Annotated in this window: 22 protein-coding genes; 20 read left to right on the plus strand and 2 right to left on the minus strand. The window is 40.4% G+C overall.

Features of this window, described 5'->3' with window-relative positions; translation table 11 throughout:
- The first annotated feature begins 16 nt into the window (after positions 1-16).
- From M3202_RS18810 to M3202_RS18895, 18 genes are all read left to right on the plus strand, one after another.
- The gene (locus M3202_RS18810) at positions 17-784 is read left to right on the plus strand and encodes a GvpL/GvpF family gas vesicle protein (protein ID WP_251224775.1); all 768 of its coding nucleotides are present in this window, start codon (positions 17-19) and stop codon (positions 782-784) included.
- Complete coding sequence (locus tag M3202_RS18815) at positions 784-1,047, plus strand: gas vesicle protein GvpG (RefSeq protein WP_251224776.1); 264 nt, start codon at positions 784-786, stop codon at positions 1,045-1,047. Before M3202_RS18810 ends, M3202_RS18815 begins: the two co-directional genes overlap by 1 nt.
- Positions 1,011-1,859, plus strand: coding sequence for a GvpL/GvpF family gas vesicle protein (locus M3202_RS18820; RefSeq protein WP_251224777.1), 849 nt, complete (start codon positions 1,011-1,013; stop codon positions 1,857-1,859). Before M3202_RS18815 ends, M3202_RS18820 begins: the two co-directional genes overlap by 37 nt.
- A 13-nt stretch (positions 1,860-1,872) precedes the next feature.
- Positions 1,873-2,157, plus strand: a complete 285-nt coding sequence (locus tag M3202_RS18825) for a gas vesicle protein (protein ID WP_251224778.1) — start codon at positions 1,873-1,875, stop codon at positions 2,155-2,157.
- Complete coding sequence (locus tag M3202_RS18830) at positions 2,108-2,392, plus strand: gas vesicle protein K (protein WP_251224779.1); 285 nt, start codon at positions 2,108-2,110, stop codon at positions 2,390-2,392. The genes M3202_RS18825 and M3202_RS18830 overlap by 50 nt, the downstream gene beginning before the upstream one ends.
- 25 nt (positions 2,393-2,417) lie before the next feature.
- A complete protein-coding gene (locus M3202_RS18835) occupies positions 2,418-2,750 on the plus strand; it encodes a gas vesicle protein (RefSeq protein WP_251224780.1) in 333 nt (110 codons plus the stop codon).
- Positions 2,751-2,766: 16 nt separating this feature from the next.
- A complete protein-coding gene (gene gvpT / locus M3202_RS18840) occupies positions 2,767-3,555 on the plus strand; it encodes a YtxH domain-containing protein (protein ID WP_251224781.1) in 789 nt (262 codons plus the stop codon).
- A 21-nt stretch (positions 3,556-3,576) separates the two neighbouring features.
- A complete protein-coding gene (gene gvpU / locus M3202_RS18845; RefSeq protein ID WP_251224782.1) occupies positions 3,577-4,299 on the plus strand; it encodes a gas vesicle accessory protein GvpU in 723 nt (240 codons plus the stop codon).
- 56 nt (positions 4,300-4,355) lie between these two features.
- The gene (gene gvpU / locus M3202_RS18850) at positions 4,356-4,745 is read left to right on the plus strand and encodes a gas vesicle accessory protein GvpU (RefSeq protein ID WP_251224783.1); all 390 of its coding nucleotides are present in this window, start codon (positions 4,356-4,358) and stop codon (positions 4,743-4,745) included.
- A gap of 996 nt (positions 4,746-5,741) precedes the next feature.
- The gene (locus M3202_RS18855; RefSeq protein WP_251224784.1) at positions 5,742-6,503 is read left to right on the plus strand and encodes an SDR family NAD(P)-dependent oxidoreductase; all 762 of its coding nucleotides are present in this window, start codon (positions 5,742-5,744) and stop codon (positions 6,501-6,503) included.
- A 73-nt stretch (positions 6,504-6,576) separates the two neighbouring features.
- Positions 6,577-7,188, plus strand: coding sequence for a cupin domain-containing protein (locus M3202_RS18860; RefSeq protein WP_251224785.1), 612 nt, complete (start codon positions 6,577-6,579; stop codon positions 7,186-7,188).
- Positions 7,189-7,235: 47 nt separating this feature from the next.
- On the plus strand, positions 7,236-8,531 hold the full coding sequence (gene hisD / locus M3202_RS18865; protein WP_251224786.1) for a histidinol dehydrogenase: 1,296 nt from the start codon (positions 7,236-7,238) through the stop codon (positions 8,529-8,531).
- 79 nt (positions 8,532-8,610) lie between these two features.
- Positions 8,611-9,618: a LacI family DNA-binding transcriptional regulator gene (locus M3202_RS18870; RefSeq protein WP_251224787.1), complete on the plus strand. Its 1,008-nt coding sequence runs from the start codon at positions 8,611-8,613 to the stop codon at positions 9,616-9,618.
- A 168-nt stretch (positions 9,619-9,786) separates the two neighbouring features.
- Positions 9,787-10,461: an alpha/beta fold hydrolase gene (locus M3202_RS18875; protein WP_251224788.1), complete on the plus strand. Its 675-nt coding sequence runs from the start codon at positions 9,787-9,789 to the stop codon at positions 10,459-10,461.
- Between the two features lie 28 nt (positions 10,462-10,489).
- A complete protein-coding gene (locus M3202_RS18880; protein WP_251224789.1) occupies positions 10,490-11,242 on the plus strand; it encodes an HpcH/HpaI aldolase family protein in 753 nt (250 codons plus the stop codon).
- Positions 11,243-11,619: 377 nt separating this feature from the next.
- Complete coding sequence (locus M3202_RS18885; RefSeq protein ID WP_251224790.1) at positions 11,620-12,648, plus strand: TRAP transporter substrate-binding protein; 1,029 nt, start codon at positions 11,620-11,622, stop codon at positions 12,646-12,648.
- Positions 12,649-12,694: 46 nt separating this feature from the next.
- Positions 12,695-13,255: a TRAP transporter small permease gene (locus M3202_RS18890; RefSeq protein ID WP_251224791.1), complete on the plus strand. Its 561-nt coding sequence runs from the start codon at positions 12,695-12,697 to the stop codon at positions 13,253-13,255.
- Positions 13,252-14,532, plus strand: coding sequence for a TRAP transporter large permease (locus tag M3202_RS18895; RefSeq protein ID WP_251224792.1), 1,281 nt, complete (start codon positions 13,252-13,254; stop codon positions 14,530-14,532). The genes M3202_RS18890 and M3202_RS18895 overlap by 4 nt, the downstream gene beginning before the upstream one ends.
- 212 nt (positions 14,533-14,744) lie before the next feature.
- Here M3202_RS18895 and M3202_RS18900 read toward each other — a convergent pair whose 3' ends face one another.
- Positions 14,745-15,662 carry a helix-turn-helix transcriptional regulator gene (locus M3202_RS18900; protein ID WP_251224793.1) on the minus strand — a complete coding sequence of 306 codons (918 nt, stop codon included), beginning with the start codon at positions 15,660-15,662 and terminating at the stop codon, positions 14,745-14,747.
- Positions 15,663-15,739: 77 nt separating this feature from the next.
- Here M3202_RS18900 and M3202_RS18905 point away from each other — a divergent pair, with 77 nt between their 5' ends.
- Both M3202_RS18905 and M3202_RS18910 read left to right on the plus strand, forming a co-directional pair.
- Positions 15,740-16,195: a VOC family protein gene (locus M3202_RS18905; RefSeq protein ID WP_251224794.1), complete on the plus strand. Its 456-nt coding sequence runs from the start codon at positions 15,740-15,742 to the stop codon at positions 16,193-16,195.
- Positions 16,196-16,448: 253 nt separating this feature from the next.
- A complete protein-coding gene (locus M3202_RS18910) occupies positions 16,449-16,754 on the plus strand; it encodes a hypothetical protein (RefSeq protein WP_390188961.1) in 306 nt (101 codons plus the stop codon).
- 410 nt (positions 16,755-17,164) lie between these two features.
- On the opposite strand, the gene M3202_RS18915 is transcribed toward M3202_RS18910, so the two are convergent.
- The gene (locus M3202_RS18915) at positions 17,165-18,799 is read right to left on the minus strand and encodes a methyl-accepting chemotaxis protein (RefSeq protein ID WP_251224795.1); all 1,635 of its coding nucleotides are present in this window, start codon (positions 18,797-18,799) and stop codon (positions 17,165-17,167) included.
- Positions 18,800-19,167 lie beyond the last annotated feature (368 nt).

Here is a 19,167-nt window from a genome sequence, read left to right on the forward strand (position 1 = left end):
TAAAGGGGTTTTCAAGATGAACCAAGAGATAAAAATGGGTACGTATATATTCTGTGGGATAGAGACTGATATAGATGATGACTTTGGTGAAGTAGAATTTGAAGGTGTGAAGCGAAAGCTTTTTACGGTCCGCTATAAAAACGCGGCGATGGTAGCGGCGGACGTTCCTATGAAGATCTATCACCCGAATAAAGAGAATCTTATGATGCACCAGCATGTCGTTTCCGTCGTAATGAAAAAAAAAGACACAGTTATTCCTGTTAGTTTTGGAAATGTATTTCAGTCATCAGAAGATGTGGGGGTATTACTTGAGAATTTATATCCCCAATTTACAAAGCTGTTCCCAGAAATAAAAGGAAAAATTGAAGTCGGATTAAAGGTGATTGCAAAAAAAGAATGGCTTGAAGCCACAGTGAGGAAAAATACCAATTTAGAGAAAATGGCACATGCTGTTAAAGGGAAATCTGAAGCAGCGAGCTATTACGAGCGGATTAAAATTGGAGATGCTGCTCAACAGTTTATGACGTCTTTGCGAAACGAGGTAAAAGATGAGGTATATGAGCCGTTAGAAAAGTCGGCAGTGGCTGCAAAAGCGAATGATCCCATTGGAGAAACGATGCTGGTAAACGCCTCTTTTCTCGTCGATCGAGATAAAGAGGAAGAGTTTGATCAAAAGGTTAATGAGGCTCATGAGAAGTGGAAGGACAAAGTGGAATTTAACTACACCGGCCCTTGGCCAGCCTATAATTTTGTCAATATCAGGTTGAAGGTAGAGGAAAGCTGATGATCCACAAGCTGGTGACAGCCCCCATTAACCTTGTTATAAAAATCGGTGAAAAAGTGAAAGAAGAAGCAGATAAAGAGCTATATGATCTGCCAACAATCCAACAGAAGCTGATTCAGCTCCAAATGATGTATGAGCTTGGCGAAATTCCTGAAGAAGCTTATAAAGCAAAGGAAGAAGAGCTGCTTACTCGCTATGAAGTAGCGAAACAGCTGGAGATTGAACAATGGGAGCAGATGGCACAGCGAAGGAAAAAGGAGTAGGAAAGATGGAACAATTGATTTATTTATACGGAGTCATTCCAACCTCTGAATTAAGCAGCGAGTCGCTTCCAGCAATGAAAGGATTTGATCCTGAGGAAGAGCTTTATTTAATCAACATAGGGCAGCATAGTGCTGTTGTTTGCAGGTTAGATGGAAGAGAGTATTCAGAAGAAAAGATTAAAGAGCGTGTGGATGAAGATATGGAGTGGCTTCAAGAAAAAGCCTTCCATCATCATGAGACAGTGATGCAGCTAGCGAAAAGCTATACGACGATTCCGCTCAAATTCTGTACGTTGTATAAATCAGAAGAGAGTGTAATGAAAACCATTGAAGATCATGAGATGAAACTCGCCGAAACGTTTAACTCCATTAAAGGCAATGAAGAGTGGAACGTTAAAATATATTGCGATGATCAGCAGTTGAACGAAGAAGTAGCAAAGAATAATCCAGCGGTTGAAGCTAAAAAAGAAGAAATTAAAAAATTACCTAGAGGAAAGCAGTTTTTTGAGAATAAAAAACTCGATAAAATCATCGCAGAGGAAGCGGAAGCGGAGAAGAAACGTATCGGTGAAGAAGTGCATAACCATCTGCTTGGATATGTTTCGCAAGGTACAGTGAAAAGAAACTGGAACAAGGATGTGACGGGAAAAAAAGAGAACATGACGTGGAATGGTGTATACCTCATTCCTAAAGAGGATGTCGAAACATTCTTAGAACAAATTCAAGACTATGAAAAAAAAATGGGGGAGCGGGGATGGCAGTTTGTTGCATCAGGGCCTTGGCCAGCCTACCATTTCTCCCAATTTTCATAAGTGAGGAGTCAATATGTCTCTAAGAGAATCAATTGAAGACAAAGACATCGCCTTAATTGACATTTTAGATGTGATTCTTGATAAGGGAGTGGCTATTAAAGCTGATCTAGTGATCTCTATTGCAGGGGTAGATTTAGTCTATTTAGATGTAAGAGTATTAATTGCTTCGGTAGAATCTCTCGTCCAGGCAAAGCAGCATACATCTGTTTCATCAGATAATTTTGATCTACAAAGGGAGGAGTTAATGGATGCAACCGGCCAGCAGAACAAATGGAAGAATACATTTAGATCCGGATAACGCTGAACATGGTTTAGCGCAGCTAGTTCTCACTGTTATCGAGCTTCTGCGCCAGATTGTGGAGCGGCATGCGATGCGGCGTGTGGAAGGCGGTACGTTGACGGATGAACAAATTGAAAACTTAGGCGAAGCTTTAATGAATCTCGAAGAAAAAATGGAAGAGTTAAAAAGTATTTTTGGACTTGAGGCAGATGATTTAAATATCGACCTTGGTCCCCTAGGAAGTTTGCTTTAACTAGATTAGGAAGGAGGACTTGATTATGGCAGTCGAACACTCAATGCAATCAAGCACGATTGTAGATGTATTAGAGAAAATATTAGATAAAGGAGTTGTCATTGCAGGGGATATCACAGTTGGTATTGCTGATGTTGAGTTATTAACGATTAAAATTCGTTTAATCGTCGCATCAGTAGATAAAGCAAAAGAAATCGGTATGGACTGGTGGGAGCAAGATCCTTATCTAAGCTCTAAGGCAGCAAATAACAGCACAAAGAACTTGGAAAAAGAAAATGAGATGTTAAGAGAGAGGGTAGAGTCTCTCGAAAATAAACTAGGTACAAATCGTTTAAATAACACGGAGTTTAATTATTAATTAGGAGGTTTTGATCATGGCAGAACAACAAAAAGTAGAAAATCAAACGGAGGATCAGCAAACGAATAATGAAGGCGCAGCTAACGAGGAATCAGGTTCAAATGGTAGTGCTATTAAGCGTTCGATTGCCGGTGGATTAATTGGAGCAACTGTTGGTTATTTGGCTACACCAGAGAATGCAAAGAGAATGAAAGACAGGATTGATAGTGACAAGCTAAAGAGCAAAGGATCAGATTTTGGTCAAATGGCAAAAGAAAAATCGAAGCAAGCTGCAGAATCTATCAAGAGCTCGGCCATGAGTTTATTCAACCAGGATAATGATTCAAAAAATAATGATGATAATGAAGAATCATCAAATGACGCCACTGATGAAGAAAATAGCCAAAATGAAGACTATGAAGCATTGAAAGAAGAAAATGAAAATCTCCAAGATCGTCTAGGGAGACTTGAAGACATGTTAACCAAGTTCATTGATAGTCAAAATGAAAAAGATAAAGATAATGATGAAGAAACAGATGAAGAAACAAATGACGATGAAGAAGAAGACTCAAGGGATAAAGTAGAGAATTCTTCGAAAGAGAAAGAGAAATCAGACCAGGAAGATGAAGATTCAGATGAGAATAATGAATCTGATGAGAGTGAAGAAGAGTCTGATGAAGATGATGAAAATAAAACAACTAAGAAAAATACGACTTCAAGAAAAGGAAATACGAGTAAAAAGCGTTATACCTCAAAAAAATCATCACAATCTAAATCGAAAAATGGGACAACTCTCTCAAGTGATGACGATACGTCTTCAAAATAATATGAGAAGGGAGTTGTTAAGATGAGTGCTTCAAATGATAATATCTTAGAATATTTTGTCCAAGCAACTAATAAACATGATTTTGCTTTGGACATAACCTTAAATGTTGGTGGAGCCATTGTTACCGGAACAATGGTCTCTGCTAAACATTACTTTTCTACGATGAGCGAAACGTTTGCAGGTGGGAACGAAATTTCTCATCACCTTAGTGATCAACTAGCTCAAGCGGGAGAGGCTGCAAAAAAAAGTGAGGAACCTTCTGCAAGTTTTATTCACCTAAAAGAAGCCAAAGTGTATTGCGGGGATAGTAACCCAACCCCTTCAGAAGGAGAAGTGCTCTGGAGAGGTAAATTAAGTGAAATTGATGGCTTCTACCTTGGGAAAATAACTGGTGGCGAGACACCATCCTCAGACCAAGAAAAAACGGAGGATAGTTCTAGCAGCAACAAGCTAAACGACCGCTTAGATAAATTAGAAGAAAACATCAAAGGTTTGTTTGGAAAAGATAATGAAGGCAAAGAAGAAGCAGATTCGGTAGAAGAAACTAGTGAAGAGTCTGCAGATGAAAGCAAAGAAGAAGAGTCAGATACGGAAGAGGAACCAAGCGAAGAGTCCGAGGATGAAGGTGAAGAAGAACCAAGCGAAGAATCCGAGAATGAAAAAAATACCTCGAAAGCAAAACGTTCTTCCTCTACTAAACCATCTAAAAGCTCTAGAGGGAGAAAAGCTAAAAAAGATGATTAAGTGTAACTTAATGTAATTACGTTTCCTTAGACACCGTGTTGAAAGGAGATAGGGAATTGAGTAATCAGTCTGGTCATAAAGATCAAATTCTCGAATTTTTTGTCAACGCAGCAAATAAGCGGAGTTTTGCATTAGACATAACCTTGAATGTGAAAGGGTGCCTTATTACAGGTACCCTTATATCAGCAAAGGAATACTTTGAAGAGCTGAGTGAACATTTTGAGCAATGTAATGAAATGAGTCACAAAATAAGTGAACAATTGGCTTCTGCTGTGAAAGGGATGGATAGTAATAAGAGTGAAGAAGTAAATTTTATTCATATGAAGCACGTGAGCATTTATTTTGGTGATAGTCTCCCTACTCCGGATCAACGGAAAACACTTTGGAGAGGGAAGTTAGAGAAAGTAGATGGTTTTTTCCTTGGGAGAATTACAGAGGGGGCATAAAAGTGCAATCATCCATGGTTGCTCCAGTCTGTCGACAAAGTCGACAGGCTTTTTTGTTTCGTAGTCAAGTTGGCTCTTCGACCTTGCTACCGAGATGGGGGCACCCTTTCCGCAGGCGGACGTTGAACGAACCTGAAGGGGCTCAAAAAAATTTCATGCAGGCGATGCTTGTTTTCGTTTCCAGGAATTAAAAAAACTGGCGACATGGCACTGGAGGAACACCAAACCGACAGGGCCACCTCCGGAAAACGATACGAAAAATGCAAAAACGGCTTTGTGAGTCACAACCCGAAGCCGTATTGTCTACGGTCTGGAGTAACCATCAATGGTTGCTCTTTTTTAGGAGGAGATTACAAGATGTATCTTCAAAGGGTCGACCAATTCATTTAAAAGGAATAAAAATAAACCGAGAACTGTCGAACAAAAATTAACCTAGGACAATCTGTTCTATCTATTTTTTCGCGAATTGCGACTTTTTTGCCATTTACAATGCAATGAACATCGTCCTATCCCGTGCAATGCAATCAAAATCATGCGGAGAAAAATGAGCATAGTCAACATAGGATTGTTGCTACAAGCTATTCATCTCGTTTTACTTATTACATTCATGCCAATGGTTTAGCGTAATCTGTCTTCGGCCTGAGAATGCCTCCCCTAAAAATGGAATTGCGCAATGAAGGCACCTGACCTTTTTCGATCTTCATAAGACTTTCCCCACAACACCAAAGGCGTTGAGATCGTGTGCGTTACTGCAAAAATAATGGAAATTTGCTCTTGATGTCATATAATCTTTATAAGGGGAACCTTTTGAAATAAAATAAAATTCAAAAAACTATTTTACATCGAAAGAAAGTTATGTTAGAATCCGTTCTAAGGAAGTACTTAAGAACTTTTCTTTTTATTTCTCATTTTTTGAATACGTATTCAAAGTGATTTTTTCCTATTATTTTTAGCGCGCGTTTAGATCCATTTCCGGAAGTTTTAGGGAGAGTGATTATGTCATATTTTTCTGAGTTGAAGGGTCAAAAGGTTATTGTTACAGGCGGCAGCAAAGGAATCGGTAAGGACATCGCATTAGCATTTGCAAAGTTAAAAGCTGACGTAGTCATAACAGGGCGGGACCAAACAACCTTAGCTGCTGTAGTTAAAGAATTAACCGACTATAGTTCAAACTGCTCTTATGTTGTAGCTGATATGCGAAATGTAGAGGAAATTTACAGAATGGTTGATGAGGCAGTAAATTTTTTAGGAGGCTTGGATGTACTGGTCAATAATGCGGGTGTTAATATTCCAAAGCCTGCATTGGAAGTGACAGAGGGAGATTGGGATTGTGTGATTGATACAAATTTGAAAGGAAATTTCTTTTGCTCACAGCGGGCAGGCACTTATATGATTCCGCAAAAGAAAGGGAAAGTAATCAACATCGTCTCGCAGATGGCCTTTGTCGGATATATCAAAAGATCAGCATATTGCTCGAGCAAGGGGGGAGCCGTTCAGTTGACAAAAGCCCTTGCTGTTGAGTGGGCTCCCTATAATATTAAAGTGAATGCTGTAGCTCCAACTTTTATCGAATCAGAACTGACTGCTCCGATGTTCAAGGATAAGTCTTTTTATAATGATGTGATAAGTCGAATTCCGCTTGGTCAATTGGCTCAACCTTCGGATGTCACGGGTGCAGTTCTGTTTCTTGCTTCTAATTTGGCTGAGTTTGTGACAGGGGACACCATCAAAGTCGATGGAGGATGGACAGCGATTTAAAAACACGAACAGAGTTAACTTTAGTTGAACTGATTTTTATTACTCATTAATTTATCATAAGGTGGCGTTTATTGTGGAGAAGAAAACTTATTCAAACGAAGAAATTGAAAAAAATTGGGTTGTACGATTTGATGAATTGAAACATAACGCAATTCCATTAATGTTTATCGATAGTATTATTCCGGGGCATCAACGTCTTAATTACGCAATTATTGGGGATACAGCGAGTGAAAATGACACATATTCACCTGCTATTACTGAACCCCACAATTTTCAACTTGGAATGGTGAAAGCGCCTCCTGGCAATGGGCCTGCTTATCACACGCATGAATATATAGAGTCCTTCTTTGTCTTAACTGGAAAATGGCGGTTTTATTGGGGACATGAAAATGATCCTGAAAAGGTTGAAGGTGAAACGATTATTGGCCAGTGGGATCTTATTTCATTACCACCAGGTTTATTTAGAGGCTTTGAAAATGCCAGTGATGAGGATGCTTGGTTATTCTCTATTCTTGAACCACATAAAGTATTTTCAGGCAGAGACCCAATATGGTCACCACAAATAGTAAAACATGCAGCGGAGCACGGGTTTCACTCTGACGAGAACGGCAAAATGATAAAACCGGAAAACTTCAGCGAGCTTGAAAAGCAAATGGCCGAGAAGTTACGTGTCGGTGTGAAATAAGATTTTCAAGGAAATGAATACGTATACAATAGTGAGGAGTGAACAAGATGGTAAGGTTCTTAAAAAGGGGTAGAAGCGAAACGGACATTCAAGAAACAGATGTGAAAGTGAAAGAGATCGTTCAGGGAATTATAAAAGATATTGAAGAGAATGGTGACGCTGCTGTTAAGGCTCTTGCTGTAAAATTTGATAATTGGACGGCCGACAGTTTCCGTCTAAGCGATGAGGAAATAGAGAATACGATCCAGTCCCTTTCTGAACAGACTATCCGCGATATTAAGTTTGCTCAGGCCCAGGTCCGTAACTTTGCCGAGAAACAAAGAGCAGCTATTACCGATATCGAGGTGGAAACCTTACCCGGGGTTACATTGGGCCATAAAAACATTCCGGTAAACAGTGTCGGCTGTTATGTACCCGGGGGGAGATACCCGATGGTTGCCTCTGCTCACATGAGTATTCTTACGGCTAAAGTTGCCGGTGTGAAAAGAGTCATTGGTTGCACACCGCCAATAAAAGGTCAAATTCCTGCGGCAACGGTTGCGGCGATGCATTTGGCAGGAGCGGATGAAATTTATATACTAGGTGGAGTTCAGGCGATGACCGCCATGGCAGTAGGAACAGACTCGATTCAACCTGTTGATATGATTGTTGGACCGGGCAATGCGTTTGTCGCTGAAGCAAAGCGGCAACTGTTCGGAAAGGTCGGAATTGACTTGCTGGCCGGGCCGACAGAAACTCTTATTATTGCGGATGATTCGGCTGATGCTGAAATAATTGCCACTGATTTATTGGGGCAGGCCGAGCATGGACCGACTTCTCCTTCTGCCTTAATCACAACGTCAGAAACGTTAGCACAACAAACGCTGGATGAAATCGAAAGGCAGTTGAAGGTTCTGCCAACAGCTGATGTTGCCGGTGTCGCATGGCAAGATTGTGGTTCTGTTATCATAGTTGACAGTCTGGAGGAGGCTGTTACAGAGGCAGATAAAATGGCATATGAGCATGTCGAGGTTTTAACAGAAGACCCAGATTACTTTTTAGAGAACTTGACAAACTATGGGGCACTGTTCCTGGGTCCTGAAACAAATGTTGCTTACGGAGACAAAGTGATCGGTACAAATCACACGCTTCCGACAAAAGGGGCGGCGCGTTTTACCGGGGGGCTATGGGTTGGTAAATATCTGAAGACATGTACGTATCAAAAGTGTACACCCGAAGCCAGTGCGATGATTGGCGAATACGGATCACGCCTGTGTGAATTAGAAGGGTTTATGGGTCATAAAAAGCAGGCTGATTTACGTGTGAGCCGCTACAAAAAACATATGGTCAACACTAAGAGTTAGGAGGACAATTCCTTTACTTCCCCTTACCCGTATGCTATTTTAGCTATATTCTTATTAGAAATTAAAGGAATGATGGGTCATGGATAGAGTTACTTCAAAAGATGTAGCTAAAAAAGCCGGGGTGTCACAGGCTACTGTCTCAAGAGTTATCAATAATTACCCACATATGAAGCAGTCAACAAGAGAAAAGGTACTTAAGGCGATTCAGGAACTGGGGTTTACACCAGATCAGATTGCGCGAAGTCTGAATATGCGGAAAACGAGTTCGATTGGTTTAATTGTCGGTGATATTTCGAATCCTTTTTTTGCGGAAACAGCAAAAGTGATTATATCCCAGGCACGAAAAAGCGGATTTGATGTGATATTGACAGATACCGAACACGAAAGTGTAAATCTTGAAAAGTCGATTGAATCATTGGTCGGCAAACGAGTGGAAGGAATTATTATCGGGTCTGTGGATCTTTATGATTCAAAAACACGGCAGTTTGCTGAAACGGGATTTCCTGTTGTCTTCTATAATACGAATATTCATGAAGACATTGGGAATTATGTTGTTCTTAACAATAAAAAGGGAGCAAAAGTAGGCGTAAAGCATTTAGTTGAACTCGGTCATCGAAAGATTGCTTATATTTCCGGAACGTTGAAGTATTCAAATTTGAGCGGCAGGTTGGAGGGGTTCAAAGAAGCATTAAAGGAGTATGACTTGCCTTTTGATAAGCATTTAATTAAAGAATTTGATGTTTCCTCAAATGGTATCTCTACTTTTCTGAAAGCTCAAATGGAACAACCCAACCCGCCAACAGCATTTTTTGCTGCTTCAGATCAAATTGCCTTTACTGTAATGGAAGCTGCAAGGGAACTGGGGCTTCAAATACCGGATGATATTTCTGTTATCGGTTTTGATAATATCAATATATCTGCAAATCCTTTCATTAATCTAACAACTATTTCTCAGCAGCATCGAAGAATGGCTTCCATTGCCCTGGAGAATTTGCTTACGCTAATTAAAAATGATAATGAAATGATAAGAAATGTTCTCGAACCAGAGCTGATCCTGAGGAGCACAACGACGACACCCCGAAAATAAATAATCATCATTTTGGGGTCTGATTCATTTATTTCAAAATGAATGCGTATTCAAATGAAATAGCAGATTTAAGTTAAGGAGGAAAATGGTAATGGCGATTTCCTCTCAAGTTAATTATGTTAGAAGCTACTGTAGGGGGAGGGGTTAAAGATTGAAACTCTTATTCTAGTGCCGGGAACGTTATGTGATGAAACACTTTGGTATCATCAAAAGCTTCATTTAAAGGGTGTTAAGATCCTAATAGCAGATATTTCAAAAGACGATACTGTTGAGAAAATGGCTGAAAGGTTACTTAATTCAGCGCCTGAAAGCTTTGCATTGGCCGGTCTGTCATTGGGAGGAATAGTGGCAATGGAGGTCATGCGACAGGCGCCAGAGAGAGTAACGAGATTGGCCTTAATCGATACAAATCCTAATTCTCCTAAACCTGAACAAGTGAAAACGTGGGAGCAGCAAATCAAGCGGGTAAAAAATCATCAATTTCAAGAAGTAACTGAAAAACAATTCTTTCCACATTTAATTCATGAAAATAGCAAACAAGATCCAAAACTGGTACAGAGTATCAAAGAAATGTTTAAAACAGTTGGAGCAGAAGGGTTTATTAATCAATTAAAGGCTAATCAAACGAGACCAAAAGGCAAAGACGTGCTCCCAGTCATGACTTGTCCGGTATTAGTGTTAGCGGGGAAAGAGGATGCCCTCTGTCCCCCAGAAATCCATGAAGAGATGGCCGAAATAATACCGAATGCCACGCTTGTGTTTATTGAAAATTGCGGTCACTTAAGTACACTTGAACAGCCTGAGGCAGTTACAGATGCAATGCAGGATTGGCTCCGTTCATAAGCATACCTATAGAGTAGGGGTGAGTAGGTTGTTAAGAAACAAAGTAAAAGAAAAATTAAAAAAAGGTGAACCGTCCATTGGTTGTATGACAGGTTTTTATTCTCCGGCATTAGTTGAGATGTTAGGGCTGGCAGGCTATGATTTTATCGTAATTGATGATGAGCATGGTGCATTCAGCTGGCCTCAGTTGGAGGAGATGATACGTACAGCGTTGCTTGTAGATTTAGTTCCCATTGTTCGAACGGATTACAATCCGTCCAGCATTCAGAAAATTATGGACCGGGGAGCGTTGGGAATACAGGTCCCAATGGTGAATACGAAAGAAGAGGCAGAAAAAATAGTAGAAAGAGCAAAATACCCTCCTTTTGGTAAAAGAGGAACTTCATTTTCAATACGGGCGGCAGGATATGGCTTTCAGGGTGGCAAGGAATTTATGGATGCATCTGACGAAAATTCCTTGATCATTGTTCATATTGAAACAAAAGAAGGGCTGGAAAATGTAGAGGAAATTATGAGTGTTCCAGGAATCGACGTAGCATTTGTTGGACCCTTAGATTTATGTGTCAATCTTGGCTATAAAGAAGAAGGGTTTAACCATCCCGAAGTGCAGAAAAAAATTAATCAAGTATATGAGAAGGGTAAGGAATTACAGTCCATTGTAGGGACCATTGCAACCACTAAGAATGAAGTTCAAAAAGCGGTTGAAAAAGGCAATTTGTTTATTGCTGTTGTAGCCACAACGGTTATTAAAAATGCAATTAGTGACATTCTTTCAAGCTAGTGCGGTCAGTTATAGCAATTTTTGGCGGGAAATCATAAGAAGTCCAAGAATGACAGGCAGATAGCTATATTGAGAATTCATAACCGGTGAAGACTTTTGAACTCTTCACTGGATACCGTTTACTAATAAACTACTATTGATACGATGGAAATGAGGACAACTACTAGGTCTATCACTGATATAGTGGATCTTCCAGCAAAGATGCACAAAACAAGCGGTTTCATGGAGGGTGTATTTGTATTTTTATGGTGCCATTTAGAATCCGTGGAGCAGAGTTCAGCTGGGTCAGCAGGTCAAAACGAGTCTCAGTGAGTTTACAGTAAGGAAATAGAAGTGAACTCAACTTTATTATTTGAAATGGGAGGTTAGTCAAATATATGAAAAATCTTGTTTTTGGTATAGGGAGTTTCTTGTTATTGCTCAGCGTGTTAGCTGGTTGTCAGGGTTCAATTGAAAGTGAAACAGGTGCTACCGGTCAAGAAGAAGTTTTTTTAAGAATTGGGCATGACAGTTCAGCAGACCATCCTTCAAATGTCGCGTTAGAAACATTTAAAGAAAATATTGAAAGCGCTTCAGAAGGGAGAATCAAGGTGGAGATCTTTCCGCATGCTCAATTAGGAAATGCCGCTGAGATGATGGAACAAACCCGTCGGGGGGATTTAGAGATGTCATTGGGGGCGACCGTACACTACACTTCAATACCGGAATTCCAAGTGTTTAATAGTTTTTATATGTTTGAGGATGCTCCCCATGCTCACCGCGTGTTAGATGGAGAAGCAGTACAAAATTTACTCAATGTTTTGGAGCCAAACGGATTAACTGGAATAGGTTTCATGGAAATTGGCTTTCGGAACTTTACGAATAATTCAAGACCTATCGAAACGAAAGAGGATGTTAGCGGTTTAAGAATAAGAGGCTATAACCCTATACAAATTAAGGGGTGGGAATCACTTGGTGTCTCTCTTACAAGTATAGATTGGGCCGAAATGTTTACTTCCTTACAACAGGGTTTAATTGATGGTCAAGAAAGTGCAACTATAAGTTTTTACGATGAGAGATTTTTTGAAGCACAGGATTATTTGTCTGTAACGAACCATATTTACACACCTTATCTTTGGTATGCAAACAAGAACTTTATGGAGTCTTTATCTGAAGACAATAAGCAACTTATTTTAGCGGAAGCAAGTAAGGCCATTGATATGCAACGTGATCTTATGACTCAGCTGGAAGAAGAAACGTTAGCGAAGCTGGAGCAAGAGGGTGTGCAAATAAATGAAGTGTCATTAGAAGAAAGAGACAGAATGGGCGAAGTTATGAATGAAGCAATTAGGGAAGATATCATAAGTCAAGTAGGGTCAGAACTGTATGAGGAGTTTATGGAACAAGTAGAAGAAGAAAGGCATTAATTTCACCATAATTATTTTTCGGGTTTTAAGGGAGGGGGATGAGAATGTGAAAAGGACGTTTCTTTGGTTAGAGAAGAATTTAGAACCGATCTTCATTGTTGTTCTATTTTTCGCCATGACCCTGCTTATTTCTTTACAAGTGGTACTCCGTTTTGGATTTAATACAGGGTTTTCATGGGCTGAAGAGTTAGCTAGATTTATATTTATTTGGATCATGTACTTTAGCTTCTCTTATGCTACCCGTAATCAAGCTCATATTAATATAAACTTGTTTATTAACCAATTTAAGTCCAGTGTACAAAAAGCATTACTTATTTTAGCTGATTTATTATTTTTAATATTTTCCATCATCATTTTCATTTCGGTCATTCGAGTATCTTTATCTACTATGGAATATAATATTAAATCGGCCAGTTTGGATATTACGATGAATGTCATGTACGGTGCCGGTGTAATAGGCTTTTTGTTAATAAATCTGCGCTTGATTCAAAATATTTGGTGGAAATTGAAAAATGTAAAACAGCCTATAAAGTCCTTTAGAGAAAGAACAGGTCTGGACAGGGAAAACATCTTTACGCGGTCTCTGGCAAAGGAGGAGAAAAAATGACATTCTTACTTTTATTTGGGACGTTCATCTTGTTTCTCCTGCTTTCCGTACCGATTGGAATAGCACTTGGTCTTTCATCTGTTGTGACGATTTTAGGGACAAACATTATAGGTATGGACACGTTTACTCAAAGAATGATAGAAGGATTAAATAACTTTCCTCTCCTGGCAGTGCCGCTATTTGCGTTCGCAGGGGATATTATGGGTAGAGGCGGGATAGCTAAACGGTTACTGAATTTGGCTAATATATTCTTTGGAAGGATAACAGGAGGGTTAGGTGTTGTTACCGTAATTGCATGTTTGTTTTTTGCTGCGATCTCGGGAACTGGATCGGCCACTGTAGCTGCTATAGGGTTAATTATGATACCGGCTATGATAGCAAAAGGGTATGCTCCTCCTTTTGCAACTGCTTTAGTAGCTACTTCAGGAACTGTTGGTACGTTAATTCCTCCCAGTGTAACAATGATTATTTACGCTGTTACCGCGGGCGTTTCAGTAACACAGATGTTTGCCGCTGGAATAGGCCCCGGATTGTTAGTAGGAATTGCATTGATTACGTTTACACTTTATTATGCAAATAAGCATAAATATAAAGGTGAAGAAAATCAGTACACGGTAAAAGAAGCTTTTGTCATCTTTCTCAAAGCAATTCCGGCTCTGCTTGTGCCTGTTATTGTACTTGGTGGAATATATGGTGGGATATTTACACCAACTGAAGCTGCTGGAGCTGCTTGTATATATGGGATTATTCTCAGTGTCTTTGTTTATAAGGAAATAAAGATAACGGAGCTTCCATACTTTGCTTTTAATGCCTGTATGCTAAGCGCTGCGGTTCTGCTTATTATTGGGATGTCCGCTGGTTTTGGATTAATCCTTACGGTGACTCAGCTACCAGTAACAATTTCAAGTTTTATTATAGATATGGGAACAAATATGATAGTGATTCTGCTATTAATCAATGTTCTTTTACTGATTACGGGTACATTCATGGAGACCAATGCGGCAATTGTGATCTTGACCCCAATACTGTTGCCTATCGTTACAGCGGTTGGAGTGGACCCAGTTCATTTTGGTTTGATTATGGTTCTAAACTTGGCAATTGGGTTTATTACACCACCATTGGGTGCCAATTTATTTATGGCAACAAAAGTAAGTAATGTCTCATATGAAACTCTCGCTAAATCGATCATTCCATGGATTTTTGTCATGATAGTGGTTTTGCTGTTAGTAACCTTTATTCCGAGTATTTCTTTATATCTGCCGAGTATTTTAAGATAATGCAAAAGGGATATCGTTTCATTGGTAATAAAAAACCAAGATTTAAACAACTTTATTTTAAACCCCGTCTAAATATCAGGACGGGGTTAGGCGTATTTGGGGCAGTGATAATAAATTTTTTATGTAGATGAAATCGCGTCGAACGTGGACAAAATCATAGATTTGCAGCTCCAAAAAGAAACGAAGTGAAGGTAGCTTCATTATGAAGATGTCTACTTCTTTGGCTGTCTGTACAGCTCCACCGCCTGATCCAAAAAGGTGACGTATTTTTTAATGTAATCGTTTGGTTTTATAATCTTAACTTTGTTACCGAAGCCGGCTAAAAACTGATAGGCAAAAGGGTTCTCCGGTAGTTCGATGTTCGCCAGGTAACTGCCTGATGGCACTTTCGTAACCCCCCTCTTGCCATAGCGTTCAATAAATTGATCTCTGACAGAAACATCTAGCATTAACTGAACACGAACTAAATGTGGTTCGTTGGGCTTTGTTTGTTCTTTAAGCTCGGGATCAGCCCGGGGGGTAAAAAACCCGCCTTTTTCAATGTGTAATATCCTCGCTAATTTAAATGTCCGGTAGTCGTTTCGTTCCACGCTGTAACCGAACAGATACCACTGCATCTCACTTACATGCATCTTATAAGGTTCGACGACTCTGGCAGTTTTGTTTCCCTTTTGGTCGACATAGTCAAATTTTAGTAGCCGGTGGTTCTCGATTGCTTGCCTGATCAAAGAAATATCTTCCTTCATGTCTCTTCTTCCCGGCCAATCGTAGAAGGATAAATCTAGTTTGGGAGAAATATCTGCGCTGGTCATTCCTTTGATTTTTTGTATAGTAGCTTGAATTTCCTGGTTTTGAATCAGTTGCTCAAAGCCGCCTAAAGCGACGAGGATATTTTCGATATCCTGTTGATTCAGTAGTCGCTTATCGAATTTATATTCTTCCATCAGCGCATATCCCCCTTCTGCTCCATATTCCGCATAAACAGGGATGTTCGCATAACTTAATGCTTCCATATCACGCTGAATCGTTCGTCTCGTTACATGAAAAAGCCGGCTGAATTCTGATGCCGGAACAACTTCTCGTTGTAACAAGATCATCACGATAGAGATAAGCCGCTCAACTTTTTTCATAGTAGCCTCCCATATACGACATACATATGTCGCCTATACTCCATTATACTTCAACTATAAAAAGGAGGGAATCAATAATGAAATCCATCACATATTTACAATTTAATGGGGACGCGGAAGAGGCGTTATCCTTTTATGAAGTGGCATTACAAGCAACAAGCGTGCAAAAAGTCAGGTTTGATGCTTTCGGTCAAAATCCAAATGTCCCAATGACGGAAGAAGAGCAAAACATGATTATGGAAGCGCGTATTGAGTTTTTTGGCAACCGTTTAATGCTCTCTGATGTGCCGCCTTCGATGCAGGCTATGACGGGAGAAATCACAAAGGGAAATAGCGTGTTAATTAGTATCATTGATGCTGATCCGGAAATGAATACAAAAAGCTTTGAAAAGCTTGCGGAAGGGGGGACGGTGATCATGCCGTTATCGTCAACACCATGGTCAGCAAGCTTTGGAATCGTAATTGATCAATTCGGGGTGATGTGGAAGTTCAATAGTGATGCGAGTAAGTTTCTGGATAACTTCTTAAAATAGGCTTGTCTATTTTATAAAAGAGCTTGAGACAAAACTAGCTTTGGACTTTAAAAGATCGTGGCGGTTCCGCTCATTGCTTAGCGAGGCTGGGAAAAAGGTCAAAAAACAACCTTTTGTTCCAGTCTCTTATTCATGCTAAGATACAGAGCGAGGCTCCTATATAGTTGGTTGGCATCAACCAGTGCATCAACGGCCGTGAATGGTAGTGAACATGCTAGAATTGAAAAATTTTAAAGGGAGCGGGGTTTTTAATATGGGTTCAATGATGGAAATTGGGCGTATTTTATTCCCTCTTGTCGTAGTGGCGGGAATTGCGGTCTTTGTGATTAAAAGGCTTCAATCAAAACATAAACAAGGCACTCTAGGTAAGAAAAAATCGAAAAGCGCGCAATCCCTGTTAGATAGTTTACTACCATTGGGGATGCTGGCAGGTACGGCCGTCAGTGTGATTATTAGCATGATCGTCCAAATTCCGTTACTGTCTATTATTGGGTTAGGAGCGGGAATTGGTTTATTAGTTGGCTATTTTGCTTATGAAGTGTATAGCAGGAAGCCATAAGAGCAGAGATGCTGTCTGCACTAAGATGACAAGTTAAGACGATTTCCCAGAAGGTTCAAAAGGATTCCCACAGAATGGGCAGTGTGAAAATGGCTGTCCATAATGTCTGCCTGTCTTCCCGCAATGCCTGCATGTTGTTTTGTTAAAAATGTGAGCCAGCGTTATACAAACTATGCATAACGCTGCGGCAAGAATAAATAAAGCAGTCTGTTTGAAATAAAACATGAGGGCAAAAAAGATAAATGCTAAGCTGCCTGTCACGATAAATAAAATCCTTTTCAAGTGCATGTGGTTCTCTCCTTCCATCGTTATTCGAATGAAGCAACAGAGCGCTGCTGGTTGGCATGACCTCAAAGCACCACTCCTTGCTTTTTAGTTTGGGATTGCTCTGTCCCCAGGTAGTTCTAAGTTCAGGTCACAGAGGAATAACGAAAGCGTTTGACGATTTTATTTAATTGGGCTACTTCGGTTGCGAGTAAGGCGGAATCGTTAGCGAGTGTTTGAATCCCTTCTACATTCGTTTCCATCGTTGAAGTTGTTTCCTGAATCATAGACGTAAAGTCATGGGCGATGGCGTTAATTTCTTTCATAATTTGCTCGAGCTTTTTCCCTTCGGCCATGACATCATGAGCAAAGGTTTGGTTGTTTTCGACTAACTCTTTTGTCTTTAAGGAGCTTGCCTTTAATTCTGAGATCGTCTGGCCGGCGAAGGATACGGTATTCATGCCGTTCTTAATAAAGTTCATATTATTCTCGACTTGGAGAACGGCATCGCTTAAATCGCGCTGTGTCTGTTGTAAGGACGATAAAATATCTTTGGCGAATTCATTTGTTCCTTCGGCTAATTTTCTTACTTCCGTCGCCACAACACCGAATCCTTTCCCGGATTCACCGGCGCGGGCTGCTTCGATGGATGCGTTTAAGGCAAGTAAGTTTGTTTGTTCGGCAATGTCCGTAATGGAGGACACTTTATTCATTACTGCATCGGCTTCAGCGGCAATCTTTTTAATCTTTTCTGCCGTACATCTCACATCTTCTTCTATCGTTTTCATGATCGTGGTGGTGGAGAGTACAGCGTCTTCGCCTTTTTTTGCGGTGATAAGAGCTTGATCCGCGCCGGTAACCGCTTTGTTCACTTCGTTTGCCATACTGTCTGCTTTCTTCATCAGTTCATTTACCATTTGGTGGGCGAGGTTCACTGAACCTTGCTGTTGCTCCGAGCCGCCTTGAAAGGTTTGCATCGTTGCGGATATTTGTTGAAAGGCAGCTGATAACCGTTGGGAAGCGGCTTCCTGCTCATCACTAATATGGTTAACAGTCTTGATCGAGCTCTCGATGTTTTTTATAATGGAGCGAACTCCTAAAATGACTTTATTAATTTCATAGCCAATTTGATGAAACTCGTTTCTCCGCCCGACCGTCCTGACTTCCGCACTCAGGTCACCGGAGGAAATCGAACGGGTAACGGAGTACCAGCTTCTTAAATGGGTGATAAGGAGCCTATGGAAAAAGAAGTTGAAAATGTAAGCGATAACAAATGTGCACAGAAACACAATAAGCATGTCTGATGGTGTGCCGCCGACCAGCTTTGAGGCAATCGCTGCTGAAAGCGCAGCGACCCCATTTAAAGCGGCAAAAAGTATGCCGAGAAACGGCTTGTGAATCAATCGTCCCATTCTTAAGTTGTACCGCTTTCCATTTTTATCTTGAAATAGCGGGCATGAGGCGTCAAGTAAGACTTCCCCTGTATTTCTGGGATATAGCTGAAGTAACGGTTCCGCGGTCCGGGCCGCCTTAAGCCCGACGTCATCAGTGAAAAAGGATCCTTCCCGCAGTCTATTCGTATGAACGACACCCTTCCCGGAATGGTCCACGATAACGAAAAACTCATCCTGCTCTAATTCATCATCCAACATTTTGCGGATATCCTCTGTTTGGCTTTCTAATGATTTTGTATGATCCCGCTTGGTCCGTATTAGATTGGCAACATTTTGTACTTTTTGCAGCCCTTTTTTTGCATGAGAAGAAGTAAGCAATCGACCCATTGTCTCCATCCCCTTTATTCCCTATTTATAGAAATGTTCTATATTTTTTACAAAAGTCCTGTTTCTTTCTCCGTAATTAAATAGATTTGCAGCATTTTTCTTGCGTAATGAGCGATACCACGTCCGGACAGAATCAAAACAATTTAAAGCAAAACAGGGCATTGTGACTATCTTCTTGCTTGTGGCAGATCTAACGCAATCGGAAAGAAATTTGCAGGAGAGCTGTGTGATAAGCTGGGTAGTGGTACTGTCAAAAGTTCTATGAAAAGTCGGTAGATGGTTCAGATTCTTTCCATGAATTTAGTGGGAAGGCCACGCAATCGCCCTTGACAAACACGCCAATGGTTTGACTCGAGCTTATCAAGGGC

The sequence above is a fragment of the Halalkalibacter oceani genome, assembly GCF_023715605.1.
In the GTDB taxonomy this organism is placed as follows: domain Bacteria; phylum Bacillota; class Bacilli; order Bacillales; family Bacillaceae_D; genus Halalkalibacter; species Halalkalibacter oceani.

Excerpts from the sequence above, each read along its gene's own strand:
- gvpU (WP_251224782.1), top strand. The coding sequence starts at position 3,577 with ATGAGTGCTTCAAATGATAATATCTTAGAATATTTTGTCCAAGCAACT.
- M3202_RS18895 (WP_251224792.1), top strand. The coding sequence starts at position 13,252 with ATGACATTCTTACTTTTATTTGGGACGTTCATCTTGTTTCTCCTGCTT.
- M3202_RS18825 (WP_251224778.1), top strand. The coding sequence starts at position 1,873 with ATGTCTCTAAGAGAATCAATTGAAGACAAAGACATCGCCTTAATTGAC.
- M3202_RS18820 (WP_251224777.1), top strand. The coding sequence starts at position 1,011 with ATGGGAGCAGATGGCACAGCGAAGGAAAAAGGAGTAGGAAAGATGGAA.
- M3202_RS18830 (WP_251224779.1), top strand. The coding sequence starts at position 2,108 with ATGCAACCGGCCAGCAGAACAAATGGAAGAATACATTTAGATCCGGAT.
- M3202_RS18885 (WP_251224790.1), top strand. The coding sequence starts at position 11,620 with ATGAAAAATCTTGTTTTTGGTATAGGGAGTTTCTTGTTATTGCTCAGC.
- M3202_RS18900 (WP_251224793.1), bottom strand. The coding sequence starts at position 15,662 with ATGAAAAAAGTTGAGCGGCTTATCTCTATCGTGATGATCTTGTTACAA.
- M3202_RS18905 (WP_251224794.1), top strand. The coding sequence starts at position 15,740 with ATGAAATCCATCACATATTTACAATTTAATGGGGACGCGGAAGAGGCG.
- M3202_RS18870 (WP_251224787.1), top strand. The coding sequence starts at position 8,611 with ATGGATAGAGTTACTTCAAAAGATGTAGCTAAAAAAGCCGGGGTGTCA.
- M3202_RS18835 (WP_251224780.1), top strand. The coding sequence starts at position 2,418 with ATGGCAGTCGAACACTCAATGCAATCAAGCACGATTGTAGATGTATTA.
- M3202_RS18810 (WP_251224775.1), top strand. The coding sequence starts at position 17 with ATGAACCAAGAGATAAAAATGGGTACGTATATATTCTGTGGGATAGAG.
- M3202_RS18855 (WP_251224784.1), top strand. The coding sequence starts at position 5,742 with ATGTCATATTTTTCTGAGTTGAAGGGTCAAAAGGTTATTGTTACAGGC.
- M3202_RS18915 (WP_251224795.1), bottom strand. The coding sequence starts at position 18,799 with ATGGGTCGATTGCTTACTTCTTCTCATGCAAAAAAAGGGCTGCAAAAA.
- hisD (WP_251224786.1), top strand. The coding sequence starts at position 7,236 with ATGGTAAGGTTCTTAAAAAGGGGTAGAAGCGAAACGGACATTCAAGAA.
- M3202_RS18910 (WP_390188961.1), top strand. The coding sequence starts at position 16,449 with ATGGGTTCAATGATGGAAATTGGGCGTATTTTATTCCCTCTTGTCGTA.
- M3202_RS18815 (WP_251224776.1), top strand. The coding sequence starts at position 784 with ATGATCCACAAGCTGGTGACAGCCCCCATTAACCTTGTTATAAAAATC.
- gvpT (WP_251224781.1), top strand. The coding sequence starts at position 2,767 with ATGGCAGAACAACAAAAAGTAGAAAATCAAACGGAGGATCAGCAAACG.